This is a genomic window from Aliiroseovarius salicola (assembly GCF_027891095.1).
Lineage (GTDB): Bacteria > Pseudomonadota > Alphaproteobacteria > Rhodobacterales > Rhodobacteraceae > Aliiroseovarius > Aliiroseovarius salicola.
Genome location: NZ_JAQIIO010000001.1, coordinates 115,874 through 132,587 on the forward strand (window position 1 = coordinate 115,874; position 16,714 = coordinate 132,587).

Below are 16,714 nucleotides of genomic sequence, written 5' to 3' on the forward strand. Positions count from 1 at the left end.
ATGGCACTCTCCCCGCTCAATCAACGGCGCTGGCGCAATTTCCGCCGAAATGGCCGGGCCTTCTGGTCCCTGATCTTGTTTATGCTGCTCTTCGGCCTGTCACTTCTGGCTGAGGTGCTCGCAAACGAAAAACCAATTCTGGTGAGCTATCGCGGCGACCTCTATGCCCCAATCCTTAAGTTTTACCCCGAAACCACCTTTGGTGGCGATTTCAAAACCGAGGCACCCTATGGCGACATCGAGGTTCAATGCCTGATCAAGTCCGGTGGACTTGAAGCCTGTTGGGATGATCCAGACGAGATCATCGCCCAGGCTGCGACCGGCATGGTGGATGGGGAATACATCCAAAAGGGTTGGCTGCTCTGGCCGCCTATTCCCTATAGCTACACGACGATTGTGGACACTGGCGGGGCAGTGCCCTCTGCGCCAACAAGCCAGAATCTGCTTGGCACCGATGACACCTCGCGCGACGTTCTGGCACGGGTGATCTACGGCTTCCGCCTCTCGGTCTTTTTCACCATCGTGGTGACAGTGCTGACGTCAGTCATCGGCGTCGCGGCTGGGGCCATTCAGGGCTATTTCGGCGGTAAGACCGACCTGATCTTTCAGCGGATTCTGGAGATCTGGGGATCAACCCCGTCGCTTTATGTGATCATCATTCTATTCGCCATTCTGGGACGAAGCTTCTGGCTGCTGGTCTTCGTGACCGTCCTCTTTGGCTGGCCCGCTTTGGTCGGCGTGGTCAGGGCTGAATTCCTGCGCGCCCGCAACTTCGAATATGTCCGCGCCGCTCGAGCGCTTGGTGTGTCGAACCGTGTGATCATGTTCCGACATGTACTGCCCAATGCGATGGTGGCCACGCTTACGCTCTTGCCCTTCATCATCACCGGCACGATCTCGACACTTGCGTCGCTTGATTTCCTCGGCTTCGGCCTGCCCTCTTCGGCTCCGTCACTGGGTGAATTGACCCGTCAGGCCAAGGCCAACCTGCAAGCACCCTGGTTGGCTTTCACCGCCTTTTTCACATTCTCAATCCTGCTGTCGCTGCTGGTCTTCATCTTCGAAGGCGTGCGCGATGCGTTTGACCCGCGAAAGACCTTCCAATGACGGATGCAAATGTTCTCAAAGTACAAGACCTGCGGGTGAGCTTCCGCCAAGACGGCAAGCTCCATCCTGCTGTGCAGGGTGTGAGTTTCTCGGTTGGACGCGGGGAAACCGTGGCCATCGTTGGCGAAAGCGGCTCGGGGAAATCTGTAACCGCGTTGTCCACCGTGGGCCTGTTGCCTGAGAGTGCATCAGTTGAAGGGTCCGTGACCTATGAAGGGCGCGAGATGATTGGGGCGTCTCTCGCTGACCTGCGGGACGTTCGCGGCAACGACATCAGTTTCATTTTTCAGGAGCCGATGACGTCGCTCAACCCTCTGCATACAATTGAAAAACAGCTCGCTGAGAGCCTCGCCTTGCATCAGGGCTTAACCGGGGATGCCGCCCGCGCCCGCATCCTTGACCTTCTGAACAAAGTGGGAATTCGCGATGCGGAAAACCGACTGTCCGACTATCCGCACCAACTGTCAGGCGGGCAACGCCAACGCGTGATGATCGCCATGGCACTGGCCAACGAGCCGGAACTTCTGGTCGCAGACGAACCCACCACTGCGCTGGACGTGACCATTCAGGCACAGATCCTTGATCTGCTCATGGATCTCAAAAGAAGCGAAGGGATGGGACTTCTATTCATCACCCATGACCTCGGCATCGTGCGCCGCATCGCGGACCGGGTTTGCGTGATGAAAGATGGCGCTATTGTCGAAGAAGGCCCCACCGCCAAACTCTTCGCCAATCCGCAGCATGACTACACCAAGACCCTGATCAATGCTGAAGCACAGGGTCGGCCCGATCCCGTGGCCGAAGACGCGCCCGTGATTGCCAACACCGAAAACCTGCGCATCTGGTTCCCGGTCCAACGAGGTCTCATGCGGCGCACCGTAGGGCATATCAAAGCGGTGAATGCTGCAAGCTTCTCGGTCCGGGCAGGTGAAACCATCGGCATCGTGGGCGAAAGCGGGTCCGGGAAAACCACACTGGCCTTGGCGGTGATGCGCCTGATCAGTTCCGAAGGGCCGGTAGTGTTTCTGGGCGAAGATATTCAGGGGCGCAAGTCACGCCAACTGCAACCCCTGCGGCGCGACATGCAAATCGTATTTCAGGATCCCTACGGCTCTCTTTCCCCGCGTATGACCTGCGAGGAAATCATTGCCGAAGGGCTGACCGTGCATGGGGTAGAACCGGGACGAAACCGGCGTGAGATGGTTGCAGAGATTATGGAAGAGGTCGGACTGGACCCCGCCGCGATGCACCGCTATCCGCATGAGTTTTCCGGTGGGCAACGCCAGCGCATCGCCATCGCCCGCGCGATGATCCTGCGACCGAAACTAATGGTGTTGGACGAACCGACGTCTGCGCTCGACATGACGGTCCAGGTGCAGATTGTCGAATTACTGCGCAATCTTCAGAAAAAATACGGTCTGGCCTATCTCTTTATCAGCCACGATCTGCGGGTGGTCCGCGCGCTTTCACACAAAGTCCTCGTCATGCGCGCAGGCGACATCGTAGAAAGCGGCGAAGCCAAACAGATTTTTGACGCGCCCGCGACAGAATACACGCGCGCCCTCATGGCCGCCGCCTTCGACATGAAGGCATCAGAGGCCGTATCGCAATAGTGCATAGGCTGAAAAGGCAACCGGACCCTGGGCCTTTTTTCTTGCCGAAAACACCTCGGAGCGCGAGGCAGAGCCTCGCATCCCCCGTCGCATCACTGCGAAAGATCAGCTGGGACCCAAGACCATGCAATCTGAATTGCGGGCTGTCAGGCGCCGGCACGCCAGGTCAGCCTGTTCCTGTGTCATGCCAACAAAGTTCGCATACCACCCTTTCGGTCGGTTCACCACTTTACGCAACGCATCATCCAGCGTGTCGATTTCCTTAAGCGCCGTTTTCAACAACAGCCGTTCCGCCTGATAGCGAGATCCAAGGATGCCGACATTGATCCCCCAATGGCGCCCACCCGAAGTCGACATGCGCGTCACAACTTCTTGCGGCACAGGTGCTGCGTTTTTTGCCGGGCGTGCCGCAAGCACTATCGCAGCGGGACGTGGCGGGGGGGGAACCGCAGAAAGCGGGGCGATATCTCCGCCTAAAACAGGTTTGGCAATCGCAGTTGCAGGTGCCGAAATTGAGGCTCGTACCAGATTGTTTTCGCTACGGGCCACCTCTTCCACCGCTTCCGCAATCCCTTCGGTCAGGGCCGCCAGCTGTGTGGAGGTCACAGGTGTCGCCTCTTCGGGACCGGGGCGCATTTTCGGGCGCAGGCTTTTCTTGACAGCCGTCACCAGCCGTATGGTCTTGCCAGCCGTACCGGGGGCCACACCACCAGGCGTATAGGCCGGTCGTTGGGGTTTGCGCACAGCAACTCGGCTGGGGGCACGGCGGAAACCAAGGTTCATCAGTTCTGCCACTTTCGCATTGCGCGACGCAGTTGATCGCCCTCCAAAGACTGTGGTGATGATCCGCTCACTTCCCCGCTCCGCCGAGGCCACAAGATTAAAACCTGCCGCGCGAGTGTAGCCGGTCTTGATCCCATCCGCCCCGCGATAGCTGTTCAGGAAGCGGGTATTGGTGTTCGCCACTTTACGCACCCCGGCATCCGCTGTCCGGCGCGAAAACAGGTTGTAATAATCCGGATAGTCATAAAACACATGCCGCCCAAGAGTGGTCATGTCCCGTGCAGTCGACAGATGTCCACTTTCGGTCAGGCCATGGGCATTCTTGAAATGCGTGCGCGTCATCCCCATTGCCTTGGCGGTGCGGTTCATTCGGCGCGCAAATGCTGCTTCGGACCCGGCAATTGCAATTCCGATGGCAGTGGCAGCGTCATTGGCAGACTTGATCGACGCGGCGCGGATCAGATAGCGCAGTTTGATCTTCTGACCGGTTCGCAATCCCAGCTTTGACGGCGGTTCCGCCGCCGCTTTGCGGGGAATCGTCACAACGGTGTCGAGAGATATCTCACCACGGGTAATTGCCTCGAACGCCACATAGAGCGTCATCATCTTGGTCAAGGAGGCCGGGTGCAGCCGGGTATCGGCATTTCGAGAATGCAGCACCTTGCCGGATCGGGCATCAACCACCATAGCCGCATAAGGCGCGGCGCTTGCCTGCGATATCGCAAGCATTGAAATACAGCAAATAACTGCAAGAAATAGCCAATGTCTGGCCGACTGCCCAAGACGTGTCTGCACGTCGCTTACCTTTTCTGCCTCAAATCAGGTCGTTGCCTGAAGCGCGGGTCTGTTGCCCACTCGTTTATTTTCTTCAGCGTAACACGGGAAATGCGATAGGGAAAAGACATTCTTTTCAATGGGATTCGGGTGGTGAATTGCCGTGTCCCCCGGAACACGCCCGCTATATCTAGAAGCTGTAGAACTTGATCATACCAGATCTATACCAATTCACGGATCAACTTGGGCAATTGCCCCAGATCCTCTATCTGACGAAACCGAGCATGGGCTGCGGGTTCATCGGCCAATTCATATTCCCATGTCAGGTCATGAGGTACATGGATGCCCCATGCCCCGGCTTCGAGCGCCGGGATCACATCAGACTTGACCGAGTTTCCTACCATCATCGCGGTGGACGTGCCGCCAAACGGCGCAAAGGCACGGGTATAAACGCCAGGCACCTTGTCAGAGACAATTTCGACCGCTTCAAACATCTCGCCCAATCCGGATTGCGCCAGCTTGCGTTCCTGATCCAAAAGATCACCTTTTGTAATCAACAAGATCGCGTGATCCCGCGACAGTTCCGTAATCACGTCTTCGACGTGGGGCAACAGTTCAATCGGGTGTGCCAGCATTTCCTGCCCCGCATCGATCAACTCGGCAATGACGCTTGCCGGCACTTTGGCATCTGACACCTCAATGGCAGCTTCAATCATCGACAGGGTAAAACCTTTGATCCCAAATCCGTATCGTCCCAGATTGCGCCGTTCAGCCGCCACCAAACGCGCAGCCAGATGATCAGGGTCGACAAAATCCGACAGCAGCTCTGCGAACCGCTCCTGCGTCAGGCGAAAAAATTGTTCGTTCTGCCACAGGGTGTCATCTGCGTCGAAACCAATTGTTGTGACTTTTGTGCGCATTCTGCTAAGAGCCTCATAACGTCCGGCACCTAGGACCGGAACCAATTTGAATCGGGGACGGTCCGGCACTTTTGAAACACCGACACGAACCCTATATACTCGCCATAACCAGTAGAATGGCCGAAATGGTTTACGGCCTCAACATGTCAAACCTGCGGAGAAGTTCCTTGCGTTTTGTACCCACCCATATGTCCGCCCCGATCTATGATGCGGGAAGCGATGACGATGGAGAAGCCGGTGTTGCGCTGGCCACAAAGCCGAAAACGCGCCGTCCCCGGATGTATAAAGTGATGATCCTGAACGATGACTTCACTCCGATGGAGTTTGTGGTGATGGTGCTGGAACGGTTCTTTGGCATGAACCATGCGCAGGCCTTTGAGCTGATGCTGACTGTGCACAAGAAAGGGCTGGCCGTGGTGGGGGTCTATTCATTTGAGATCGCGGAAACCAAGGTAACACAAGTCATGCAGCTTGCCCGCGAACACCAGCATCCATTGCAATGCACCATGGAAAAAGAGTGATTGCGCCGAAACTCTGGATATTTCCACCCTGCCGCTTACCATGACATAACCCGCCGTGATCCATGGCGTGATCTGAGGTCCACATATGTTCCATACACGATTGTCTCTCGCACTTGGTGACGGCGTTCTCACCCTGCCGGAAGAGGGTCAGATCGCCGTTTTCAACCCTGGTCTGGACACCAATCTGTCTGATCTTCCCAAGGAACGGGTGGACATTGTTGCCCCAGACTTCCCTGTGCATGAAGCATGGCGGAGCAGAGGGTGGAATGTGACCCCCAGCTTGCCGGACAAGCAATTTGCGGCTGCGGTCATATGTGTTCCCCGAGCCAAGGCACTGGCGCAGGCATGGATCGCAGAAGCGAGCGCCAGAACAGACGGCGGCCTGATCATTCTTGACGGGCAGAAAACCGATGGAATTGATAGTCTGTTGAAATCACTCAAGAAACACTCGAATCTTCAAGGTGTGATTTCCAAAGCGCATGGCAAAATTGCCGGGATCACGGGTGCGAATGTGGCGGATTGGACGGCACAAGACAAACGTCTGCAAGAGGGTTTCATCACCCGCCCGGGTGTCTTTTCCGCCGATGGGATCGACAAGGGGTCCGAGGCATTGATCAAAGCCCTGCCCACGACACTCAAGGGTCGCATCGCAGATTTGGGTGCGGGGTGGGGGCTGTTGTCCCATCATGCGCTTAAACAAGACGCCGTTGAGCATATCGACCTGATCGAGGCGAATTCATCTGCGCTTGATTGTGCCCGGAAAAACATCACTGATCCACGTGCACATTTCCTTTGGGGGGATGCGATCACATATCTGGCTAAAGCCCCTTACGATACGGTAATTTCGAACCCCCCATTTCACACAGGACGCAAAGGGGATCCTGATCTGGGTCGGGCCTTCATTCGCACCGCTGCGAAAATCCTGAAAGGATCAGGACAGTTGATCATGGTCGCAAACCGTCACCTTCCCTACGAAGACACATTGTCCGAGTATTTCCGCGAGGTTGAAGAAATTGGCGGTACCCCCGGCTTCAAGGTAATCCGTGCCGCCAAACCAAATACAAAGGCCGGTCGCAACACGCGCTGAGTTCGCATAGGCTCAAGTTCGGGGAATCAGGAGAGCACCATGTCTTTTTCCATCGCAGGCAAAACCGCTATTGTCACAGGGGCCGCCAACGGGATCGGCCTGGCCATCGCCCGCCATTTTGCAGATCACGGTGCGAATGTGATTTGTGCAGATATGGACGAAGCTGGTCTTTTGAAACAATGGGGTGAAAACCCCGAAGACGAAGATGACACGCCCTCCAATACCCGCATCTTCGCGGGTGACCTGCGTGAAAAGCTGACCATTGCCAACCTTCTGTCTGCCACGATCGATGCTTTTGAGCGGGTGGATATACTAATCAATGCCTCACGGCAGGTGATGTTATCCGATCCAATGGATGCGGATAATCTGGCCGTGCAAACGCTTTTGGATCAGAACCTGATGACCAGCCTGCGACTAAGCCAATTGGTGGCCAAGCGCATGATTCAGCAAGGAATGAACCTGAGCGAAGATGAACAGGACGAGCCCCTTGGTGCCATCGTCAACCTGTCCTCAATCGCCGCATCCCGCACTCAACCCGGCCTTCTGGCTTACTCGGTGGCCTCGGCTGCGGTGGATCAAATGACCCGATCACTTGCGGTTGCGCTGGCGCCAAGTCGCATCAGGGTCAACGCCGTCAGCTTTGGATCATTGATGAGCGCAAGCCTGCGCGACACCATTCGGGGCGACAAGAGCACACGCGAGGAAATTATCGACGGTACCCCTCTTGGGCGGATCGCCAGTGCCACCGAAGTGGCGGAAGCGGCACAGTTCCTATGCTCAGGCAGCTCCAGTTTCATGACAGGCCACATCCTGACCATTGATGGCGGGCGTAGCCTTTTGGATGTTGTCGGCAACCCCGCCCATTGAACTTTACTGGCACGCCTTGTTGGCGTCCTCCAGCGCTTTGCGTTCTGACTTGAGGTCCTCCAACCGCGCACGCTCTGCTTTATGCTCATGATAGCTCGGTAGAGTGGATCTGATCTCTGGGCTGGGTGCGCAGACCGATACAAATGGCAAAGGGCTTGCGCAAAGATTCAGTGGGTTGGCAATCTGCACCACCGAATTATTTGTCCGATAGCCCCGTTCCTGACGTGCCTCGAGAGTTTTGATCTCTTTACCCAAAGTGGCCAAATGCGCAGCCACTTGAGGATCACAGCCCGCAGGAACAGGCGTTGCAATCTGCGACTGTGTCGTTGTCTGGCAGGCAGCGAGTCCCAGAATAAGAACGCATCCCAAGAGCGGTTTCTTCATATCAGTATCCCCCAATGCACGTCGTGACATGCTGCCACTCTACTCAATTGTGCGCTTGGCTTGTCAGGGGAAAACCTGATAGCTCGTCACCATAACTCGCGCTGATAGACCAGTATCGACAGGACAGAGGACCCCGCCATGAGTGACCAAATGCAAGATCAGAAATCCCGTGCAAGCGCTTGGTTTGAAGAGTTGCGCAATCAGATTGTGGCGGCATTTGAAGACCTGGAAAACAATCAGAACACTGGTCCTTTCGCTGACGCACCAGCCGGGCGATTTGAAGTCACCAACACCAAACGCAGCACCGATGATGGGTCGGACGCTGGCGGTGGCCTGATGAGCGTCATGCGGGGTGGCCGCGTATTCGAGAAAGTCGGCGTGAATATCTCGACCGTTTACGGAACCCTTGGGGTGGCCGCGCAACAAGCCATGGCCGCACGCGGAGTGCCTGGCATCAAAGAGGACCCGCGGTTCTGGGCCTCGGGCATTTCTCTGGTGGCCCATATGCAAAACCCGCATTGCCCGGCGGTTCACATGAACACCCGCATGTTCTGGACGCCAAACGCCTGGTGGTTCGGTGGTGGATCCGACCTCAATCCCTGCATCGAATATGACGAAGACACCGCACATTTTCACGCGATACAGAAACAACATCTCGATCCTCATGGAGAAGACCTCTACCCGGAACTGAAAGCCTGGGCGGATGAGTATTTCTATGTACCCCATCGCGGGCGTGCGCGCGGCGTTGGCGGGATCTTTATGGATGACCGCAACTCCGGCGACTGGGAGGCAGATTTCACGCTGACACAGGATATCGGTCGCGCCTTCCTGCCCGCCTTTCTTCCCGTGACCGAAAAGCGCCGCAACACGGAATGGTCTGACGCTGACAAGGACACGCAGCTCGTGCATCGTGGGCTCTATGCCGAATACAATCTGGTCTATGACCGTGGCACCAAATTTGGCCTGGCCACCGGGCATGATGCCAATGCGGTCCTGATGAGCCTGCCACCGATGGCCAAGTGGGTTTAAATCATGACCGTTGGCGACGCGGTTCATGTGAATGACCGGATGCAGTTGGGCTATTCTTATCTTCTGGAAGCCCCGATGGGTGAAGAGTTCGATCCCAGCTTCACCCCGCATCACACACCCGTCGAAATGCTGGCAATGGGGGTTTTCGAGGGCAAATACATGAATGATTGCCGGAATGAATTTCCGGCCGACTGGTTCGAAGGCGCAAAACTGTCGGACACGCCCGACCCTTCGATCAATTATTTTGGAGTGAAAAGTCGCCAGCCCCTGTCAGTCTGGCGCGAGAAAGGTTGGATCATCGGCCCGGATCTGCGCGGATGGTTTCAATGGTATTGTCGTTACTACTTGGGTCGGCGCCTACCTGAAACGGATGCGGCACAGATCAAACGCTGGCGCGCCTTCTCACGTCATGCAGGCCAGATCCGCGCCAATTGCGATCCGGGTGACATCTTTTGCCGCCCCCGCCAGCGTCAAGCGCTATTGCAATGGTCTTATGACCCTCTGATCTGACCTTCGGGCACCCCCCCAACACTTGCCATAAGCGAGTGGTCGGGGCAGATTGTTTTAAACGAAACGAAAGACCCTAACGTGACCAGATTCAAGCTCGACCATTTCCTGCCTTACCAGATCGCGGTTCTGTCCAGCCGGGTGAGCGACGGATTTGCGCGTCATTACCGCGACACCTATGGCATCAGCGTGTCTGAATGGCGGGTTGTGGCCCATCTGAGCCAGTCCGACAGCGTCAGCGTGCGTGAAATTCACAAGCGTGTCGACATGGACAAGCCCAAAGTCAGCCGAGCGGCCTCACGGCTTGAGACAGCTGGGTACGTCACCAAGACGGTGAACCCTGCCGACCGCAGGTTGGTCGAGTTGAAGTTGACCGGAAAAGGGCGCGAGATGATCGAAGCTTTGTCGCCCATCGCAGATGCCTATCAAGCCAAACTCGAAGCGCTGCTGTCGGATCCCGAAGAGTTTCGCCGGCAGATAGCGCAACTCTCAAATGAGCTGGTTTCACAGCCTCGTGTGGATGACTGACGTGGCGGCGCACCGCAACTGACGAAGCGTCACAGCAGACAGATCCTCTGCCCACATGGCACTCTGAGCCAAATAGTTCAGTGATGCATCATGAAGGGATCATTATGACCGATATCGTCATCCTAGGCGGTGCCCGCACCGCAATCGGCACATTTGGCGGCAGCTTGGCGGGAATCGCCCCAAGCGCTTTGGGCGCTCATGTCACCCGCGAAGCCATGGCCCGCGCAGGCGTTGAACCCGAACAGGTCGGCACTGTCATGTTTGGTCATGTGATTAACACAGAACCCCGTGACATGTACCTCTCGCGCATTGCCGCAATCGATGCAGGTATTCCTGACACCACACCTGCGATGAATGTGAACCGACTTTGCGGTTCCGGCGTGCAAGCAGTGGTCTCGGCCACGCAGGCCCTGATGCTGGGAGACGCTGATTTTGCCATCGCCGGCGGCGCTGAAAGCATGAGCCGTTCCCCTTACATCGTGCCCGCAACCCGTTGGGGGCAAAAGATGGGGGATGTAAGCGCGCAGGACATGATGCTGGGCGCATTGAATTGCCCCTTTGGCACCGGGCACATGGGGGTGACTGCGGAAAACGTTGCCGCCGAGCATGATGTGAGCCGCGAAGATCAGGATGCCTTTGCGCTCGAAAGCCAGACCCGGGCCGCCAAGGCCATTGAGGCCGGGTATTTCGATGACCAGATTGTACCTGTTGAAGTGAAGCAACGTCGCGAGACGGTGGAGTTCAAACGCGACGAGCATCCGAAACCGACCACAATTGAGGCTCTCTGCGGCCTGCGTACTGTGTTTCAGAAGGACGGTACGGTGACCGCAGGCAACGCATCTGGCATCAACGATGGCGCTGCCGCCATGGTGTTGGCGCGAGCGGAAGCGGCAGAGGCGGCGGGCCTCAAACCCCGCGCTCGAATTCTGGGCTATGCTCATGCAGGTGTACGCCCAGACGTGATGGGCATCGGCCCGGTCCCAGCCGTTGAAAACCTTCTGGCGAAAACCGGGCTTTCGGTTGGTGATTTTGATGTGATCGAATCCAACGAAGCTTTTGCCGCCCAGGCCATCGCAGTGAACAAGGGGCTGGGGCTGGATTCGGCGAAGGTAAACCCGAACGGCGGAGCCATCGCGCTTGGCCATCCGGTGGGCGCGACCGGGGCAATCATCACGATCAAAGCGCTTTACGAATTGGAACGCATCGGTGGATCCAAAGCGCTGATCACCATGTGCATTGGCGGCGGGCAGGGAATTGCCATCGCCATCGAGCGCATGTGATCCGACCAATTGATTCTTTAGAACCGAAGAAGGGCGCCCAAACAGGCGCCCTCTTCAAAACCAGAAAACTAGTTTTCTAGTATTCTAGTTTTATTTCCAGTCGAAGAAATCGTCGTCGACCCGCGACAAAAGGTCCGCCGCCAATTTCCGGCCCAGTTCGGGGCCATCGACAATGGCGCCAGTAATCTGGTCGGACACGGCTTCAGATCCATCCACACGCAGGATTTCGCCTTTCAAGGTGATCTGATCCCCGTTCAGCGTGGCCAATGCGCCAATTGGCGTTTCGCAGGATCCATCCAGAGCGCCAAGGAAAGCGCGTTCACAGTCAAGCCGCTCGCCTGTGGTCTTGTCGTGTATTGCCGCGAGCATCACCTTGGCGCGGTCATCGGCAATCCGGCGCTCGATCACAATCGCACCCTGCGCCACGGCGTTCAGCATATCCTCGGTCGGGATCGCAGTTTTTGGCACGTCATCCATGCCCAAACGGTTGAGCCCGGCCATCGCCAAAAATGTAGCCTCAGCCACACCTGCTTCCAATTTTTTCAGGCGGGTCTGCACATTGCCACGGAACTCGACCACATTCAGGTCAGGGCGTTTGTTCAACAACTGGGCCTTGCGGCGCAAGGACGAGGTGCCCACTACGGTCCCTTGCGGCAGGTCTGCAATCGATTTGTATTTGAACGACACAAAAGCATCTCGTGTGTCTTCGCGCGGCAAATAGCAATCCAGCACCAATCCCTCGGGTTGCTCAACCGGCATGTCCTTGCAGCTATGCACGGCAATATCGATGCGCCCGTCCAGCATCGCTTCTTCGATTTCCTTGGTGAAGAGACCCTTGTTGCCGATCTCTTTCAACGGCTTGTCCGCGTCGATCATCGAGCGGTTGTCGCCGGTGGTGTGGATCACCACCACTTCAAACACCTCTTCCGGCAGTTCAAAGGCCGCCATCAGGCGCCTGCGGGTTTCATAGGCCTGCGCCAGCGCCAACGGGCTGCCGCGGGTGCCGATTTTAAATGGGGCCTCGGCGGTGGGAACGGGGGTGAGATTGGTCTGTGTCATGCGCTTCATTTAACATGCAGAATCACCATGTCCATAACATAGGTCAAACAGATGCGACCGAGAGTGTGCTTGACATCACGAGCCTAACGGGCGAGTGCCGGGACAAGATGACAGGAAAGGCAAGAGTTATGAGCGAGCAAAAGACGATCCTGCGGGCCCTTGCGGGTGAAACGCTGCCCACCCCTCCGATCTGGATGATGCGCCAGGCCGGGCGTTACCTGCCGGAATATCGCGCCACACGCGCCCAAGCCGGGGATTTCCTATCGCTCTGCTACAATTCCGAACTTGCCGCCGAGGTGACTTTGCAGCCGATCCGCCGCTATGGATTTGATGCAGCGATCCTGTTTGCAGACATCCTGCTGCTGCCACAGGCACTTGGTGCGGACCTGTGGTTCGTGACCGGCGAAGGGCCGCGCTTATCGACCATCACCTGTCAAGGAGATTTCGACAAGCTGGTCGGCAAGGATGATATCCACGACCACCTCTCCCCGGTTTACGAGACTGTCCGCATCCTGCGCCGTGAACTGCCGGAAGAAACCACGCTGATTGGCTTTGCTGGCATGCCCTGGACCGTGGCCACCTATATGATCGCCGGTCAGGGCACCAAGGACCAAGGCCCGGCGCATGCGCTCAAAGCGGAGAACCGTCCGCTTTTCGAAGCGGTGATGGATCGTCTGACCGAGGGCACAATCGAATATCTGTCCAAGCAGATCGAAGCGGGCGCCGAAGTGGTGAAGCTTTTCGACAGTTGGGCTGGATCGCTAAAGGGCGAGGATTTTCAGAAATACGCCGTAGAGCCTGCCCGTGTAATCACTCAGGAACTCAAGCGCCGCCACCCGGGTATCCCGGTGATTGGCTTCCCGCGCGAAGCCGGTGAGGGATATATCGGTTTTGCCAAAGCCACCGGTGTGGATTGTGTGGCCCTGGACAACTCGGTCAGTCCGGAATGGGGCGCCGCCAATGTGCAGGTCGATGGCTGCGTGCAGGGCAATCTGAAATCGAGCCACATGGTCACCGGCGGTCAGGCTCTAGTTGATGAGACCCGGGCTATTGTGGAAGCGTTTAAAAATGGTCCGCATATTTTCAATCTCGGCCATGGCATCACCCCGGACGCAGATCCTGAAAACGTGCAACTGATGATCGATACGGTACGCAACGGATAAGCGGGGATTGGGGCGCGGCCCCTCACGAGCTATCTTGGGCAAGAAATAAGGCGCGGGCGAAGGCTCGCGCTTTTGTCGTTTAGGCCTTGTTTTGGAAGGCACATCCGTGTCTTGTGGCCGGGTTGTTTTTCGAGAGGGAGGCGCAACATGCGGGTCGGGATCTTTTCGCTGATCATTGCCTATGTGCTGAGCCAGTTCTACCGCGCCTTTCTGGCCGTGATGACCCCTGCCCTGAAGGCTGATCTGGGCGCAAGCCCCGAAGATCTGGCGCGGGCGTCAGGGGCTTGGTTTTTGGTCTTTGCCCTTATGCAATTACCAGTCGGCTGGGCGCTCGACAATATCGGCCCCAAGCGGCTGGCTGCGAGCCTTTTGGCCATTGGCGGCGGCGGCGGCGCGCTGTTTTTTGCCAATGCGACCCAACCGGACCATGTACTTTACGCGATGATGCTGATTGGCGTGGGATGTTCGCCCGTCCTGATGGCATCTTACTTCATTTTTGCCCGCACATACTCTGCAAGCGTATTCGGCACATTGGCGGGCATGGTTATCGGCTTTGGCGCGCTTGGCAATATTGCAGGTGCCCTGCCGCTAGCGCTCGCCGTCGAAAGTTTTGGCTGGCGCGCCTGCCTGTGGGCATTGGCGGTTGTTACACTTGTGGTGGCCGCCGCAATTTTGCTTACCGTGCAAGACCCGCCCAAGGCAGAGCATGAGGGTGACCGTAAAGGATCGGTTCTTGATTTATTAAAACTGCCCGCGCTTTGGGCGATCTTTCCGATCATGTTTGTGAACTACTCGGCCGCTGCCGGGCTGCGCGGATCGTGGGCCGGACCTTTCATGCGAGATATCTATGGTATGGATGCCACAGGGATCGGTTGGGTCACGATGGGGATTGCACTTGCGATGGTGGTTGGAAACTTCGCATATGGCCCGCTGGATCGCCTCTTTGGCACCCGTAAATGGGTGATCTTCATCGGTAACATGATAGCAGTTGGCTTTGTCTTTGCCCTCTGGGCAATGCCCAGTTCAGGGGTTTGGACTGTTGCCCTTCTGATGGCGGCCATTGGGCTGTTTGCCTCAAGCTTCCCGCTGATCATGGCCCATGGACGCAGCTTCTATCCGCCACATCTGGTGGGGCGCGGGGTGACGTTGATGAACATGGTTGGCATCGGCGGCGTGGGGTTTTTCCAGTTCAGCTCTGCCACCGTTTTCAAATCCGCACAGGCCGCTGAAGGAGCGAACATTGTGACGCCTTACCAGACGGTCATTCTGTATTTCGCGGTGCCGATGCTGGTGGGCTGTCTGTTGTACCTGTTCAGTCAGGACCGCACCGACTAAACCCGACCGGAAAATGCCGAAAAAGAAAAGGGCGCCTGTTTTGGCGCCCTTTTGCGTATCTTTAAGATGCCTTCTTGCGACGGCGATTGCGACCCGGGCGACCGCCAGACGGCGCAGCGGAGTTTCCGCCACCAGAACGGCGTGCACCGGTTTTCTGGCTTGCAGGTTTTCCACCCTGGCTACGACCACCGCCGGGGCGACCACGGCCACCTCCGCCGCCGCCACGGCCTTGGCGGGTCGGGCGTTTTTCCTCTTGCGGGCGTTCGCCACCCAGCACGGGGATCGAGATCTTCATCAGTTTTTCAATGTCACGCAACAGGCCCAGTTCAACGCCAGACACAAAGCTGATCGCATCACCATCAGCACCGGCGCGCGCGGTACGGCCAATGCGGTGGACATAGTTGTCGGCTACTTCCGGCAGGTCGAAGTTAAAGACATGGCTGACGCCGGGAATATCGATGCCGCGCGCAGCCACGTCAGTGGCCACCAGCACCCGAGCCTCACCCGCACGGAACGCAGCCAGCGCACGATCCCGTTGACCCTGTGATTTGTTTCCGTGGATGGAAACCGCCTTGAACCCTTCGGCCACCAGCTTTTTCATAAGCCGCTCAGCGCCGTGTTTGGTGCGCGAAAACACCAGCGACAGACCATCGGGTTCGTTGCGCAGATGTTTGATCAACAGTCGCGCTTTGTCTTCCTTGTCTTGGGCGTAGTAAACACACTGGGTGATCTTGTCTGCGGCTTTACCCGGAGGCGTCACCTGCACTTTGGCTGGATCAGTCAGATAAGCGCGCGACAGCTCTTCCATCTGCTTCGGCATGGTGGCGGAAAACAGCATGGTCTGGCGCGGGGTACCCAGCTCTGGCGCAATCCGACGCAGGGCGTGAATGAACCCCATATCGAGCATCTGGTCCGCTTCATCCAGAACAAGGAAGGTTGCGGTGTCCAAGCGGATCGCCCGGCGGTCCATCAGGTCGATCAGGCGACCGGGAGTGGCCACCAGAATATCGGTGCCGCGGTTCAGCTGTTCAATCTGGCGATTGATAGATACGCCGCCCACCACGGTCATCACCTTCAGATGGGTGCCCTTCACATAGTCGCGCAGGTTTACTGCAATCTGGTTTACCAACTCTCGAGTCGGGGCCAACACCAGCGCCTTGATCGACTTCGATTGGCGCTTTTCATGATTGCCCAACAGCTGGTGAATCAGCGGCAGGCCAAAAGCGGCGGTTTTGCCGGTGCCCGTCTGCGCCAAACCCATCACATCGCGGCCCGCCAAGACCAATGGGATCGCTTGATTTTGGATCGGTGTAGGGGTGTCGTACCCGGCTTCGGTGACAGATGCCACCAGCTTCGGGTCCAGCCCGAGCTCTGCAAATTTAGTCATAATCGTCTTTCTAGCACGCAGTTTTGCGCACCGTTTCACACGGGTTTCAGGCCGCGCAGCGCGCAGGGCCTATCGCATCGGTTGCGACCAGCGCTCGCGGTGGGGCATATCCCCTTGCAGTTTCCTGCCCGCCGATCCGGCCGTCAGCACCCCGCGTGATTTGGGAACTTTTTCTATCGCGCCGCTTTGGTTTTCAGGCGCGCATCACTCTGTCTGCCACATTCTTATGGACGGGCTGCTCACGCGTCAGCCGGACAGAATGCGCTCCTATCACAGCATTTGGGTGACAAGTCAACGAGAAATCATGGCGGATCGTCGGGATTGCCCTTCCCCACAAAGCAATTTTGGTCTAAGCACCCTCCGTCTTTGG

General features: G+C 57.2%; 16 protein-coding genes. 11 read left to right on the forward strand and 5 right to left on the reverse strand.

The genetic code is table 11. From position 1 onward, the window contains the following. Together O2N63_RS00570 and O2N63_RS00575 are read left to right on the forward strand one after the other, a co-directional pair. Window positions 1–1,107 carry an ABC transporter permease gene (locus O2N63_RS00570; RefSeq protein ID WP_271052077.1) on the forward strand — a complete coding sequence of 369 codons (1,107 nt, stop codon included), beginning with the start codon at window positions 1–3 and terminating at the stop codon, window positions 1,105–1,107. Then, a complete protein-coding gene (locus O2N63_RS00575) occupies window positions 1,104–2,720 on the forward strand; it encodes an ABC transporter ATP-binding protein (RefSeq protein WP_271052078.1) in 1,617 nt (538 codons plus the stop codon). Before O2N63_RS00570 ends, O2N63_RS00575 begins: the two co-directional genes overlap by 4 nt. A 105-nt stretch (window positions 2,721–2,825) precedes the next feature. Here the strand turns inward: O2N63_RS00575 and O2N63_RS00580 are convergent, their stop codons facing one another. Together O2N63_RS00580 and O2N63_RS00585 are read right to left on the reverse strand one after the other, a co-directional pair. Then, window positions 2,826–4,232, reverse strand: a complete 1,407-nt coding sequence (locus O2N63_RS00580; protein ID WP_271052079.1) for a D-alanyl-D-alanine carboxypeptidase family protein — start codon at window positions 4,230–4,232, stop codon at window positions 2,826–2,828. Between the two features lie 266 nt (window positions 4,233–4,498). Then, the gene (locus O2N63_RS00585) at window positions 4,499–5,197 is read right to left on the reverse strand and encodes an HAD family hydrolase (RefSeq protein WP_271052081.1); all 699 of its coding nucleotides are present in this window, start codon (window positions 5,195–5,197) and stop codon (window positions 4,499–4,501) included. A gap of 188 nt (window positions 5,198–5,385) precedes the next feature. Between O2N63_RS00585 and clpS the strand changes: the two genes are divergently transcribed. The 3 genes from clpS to O2N63_RS00600 all read left to right on the forward strand — a co-directional run bounded on the left by clpS (window position 5,386) and on the right by O2N63_RS00600 (window position 7,672). After that, window positions 5,386–5,718, forward strand: coding sequence for an ATP-dependent Clp protease adapter ClpS (clpS, locus tag O2N63_RS00590; protein WP_271052783.1), 333 nt, complete (start codon window positions 5,386–5,388; stop codon window positions 5,716–5,718). A gap of 85 nt (window positions 5,719–5,803) precedes the next feature. Continuing rightward, entirely contained in the window at window positions 5,804–6,805 is a 1,002-nt protein-coding gene (locus O2N63_RS00595; protein ID WP_271052082.1) for a class I SAM-dependent methyltransferase, read from the forward strand. A gap of 39 nt (window positions 6,806–6,844) precedes the next feature. Then, window positions 6,845–7,672: an SDR family NAD(P)-dependent oxidoreductase gene (locus O2N63_RS00600; protein ID WP_271052083.1), complete on the forward strand. Its 828-nt coding sequence runs from the start codon at window positions 6,845–6,847 to the stop codon at window positions 7,670–7,672. A 3-nt stretch (window positions 7,673–7,675) separates the two neighbouring features. Here the strand turns inward: O2N63_RS00600 and O2N63_RS00605 are convergent, their stop codons facing one another. Then, window positions 7,676–8,086, reverse strand: a complete 411-nt coding sequence (locus O2N63_RS00605) for a hypothetical protein (protein ID WP_271052084.1) — start codon at window positions 8,084–8,086, stop codon at window positions 7,676–7,678. Between the two features lie 108 nt (window positions 8,087–8,194). Between O2N63_RS00605 and hemF the strand changes: the two genes are divergently transcribed. From hemF to O2N63_RS00625, 4 genes are all read left to right on the forward strand, one after another. Then, window positions 8,195–9,085: an oxygen-dependent coproporphyrinogen oxidase gene (gene hemF, locus O2N63_RS00610; protein ID WP_271052085.1), complete on the forward strand. Its 891-nt coding sequence runs from the start codon at window positions 8,195–8,197 to the stop codon at window positions 9,083–9,085. 3 nt (window positions 9,086–9,088) lie between these two features. Further along, window positions 9,089–9,595, forward strand: coding sequence for a hypothetical protein (locus tag O2N63_RS00615; protein ID WP_271052087.1), 507 nt, complete (start codon window positions 9,089–9,091; stop codon window positions 9,593–9,595). Between the two features lie 78 nt (window positions 9,596–9,673). Then, window positions 9,674–10,120: a MarR family winged helix-turn-helix transcriptional regulator gene (locus O2N63_RS00620; RefSeq protein WP_271052088.1), complete on the forward strand. Its 447-nt coding sequence runs from the start codon at window positions 9,674–9,676 to the stop codon at window positions 10,118–10,120. A 104-nt stretch (window positions 10,121–10,224) separates the two neighbouring features. After that, window positions 10,225–11,400: an acetyl-CoA C-acyltransferase family protein gene (locus tag O2N63_RS00625; protein WP_271052090.1), complete on the forward strand. Its 1,176-nt coding sequence runs from the start codon at window positions 10,225–10,227 to the stop codon at window positions 11,398–11,400. Window positions 11,401–11,490: 90 nt separating this feature from the next. Here the strand turns inward: O2N63_RS00625 and hemC are convergent, their stop codons facing one another. After that, window positions 11,491–12,459 carry a hydroxymethylbilane synthase gene (hemC, locus tag O2N63_RS00630; protein ID WP_271052091.1) on the reverse strand — a complete coding sequence of 323 codons (969 nt, stop codon included), beginning with the start codon at window positions 12,457–12,459 and terminating at the stop codon, window positions 11,491–11,493. Between the two features lie 128 nt (window positions 12,460–12,587). Here hemC and hemE point away from each other — a divergent pair, with 128 nt between their 5' ends. Together hemE and O2N63_RS00640 are read left to right on the forward strand one after the other, a co-directional pair. Beyond that, window positions 12,588–13,622, forward strand: a complete 1,035-nt coding sequence (hemE, locus tag O2N63_RS00635) for a uroporphyrinogen decarboxylase (protein ID WP_271052092.1) — start codon at window positions 12,588–12,590, stop codon at window positions 13,620–13,622. Window positions 13,623–13,769: 147 nt separating this feature from the next. After that, a complete protein-coding gene (locus O2N63_RS00640) occupies window positions 13,770–14,957 on the forward strand; it encodes an MFS transporter (protein WP_271052093.1) in 1,188 nt (395 codons plus the stop codon). 61 nt (window positions 14,958–15,018) lie between these two features. On the opposite strand, the gene O2N63_RS00645 is transcribed toward O2N63_RS00640, so the two are convergent. Continuing rightward, window positions 15,019–16,344: a DEAD/DEAH box helicase gene (locus O2N63_RS00645; protein WP_271052094.1), complete on the reverse strand. Its 1,326-nt coding sequence runs from the start codon at window positions 16,342–16,344 to the stop codon at window positions 15,019–15,021. Window positions 16,345–16,714: the final 370 nt, after the last annotated feature.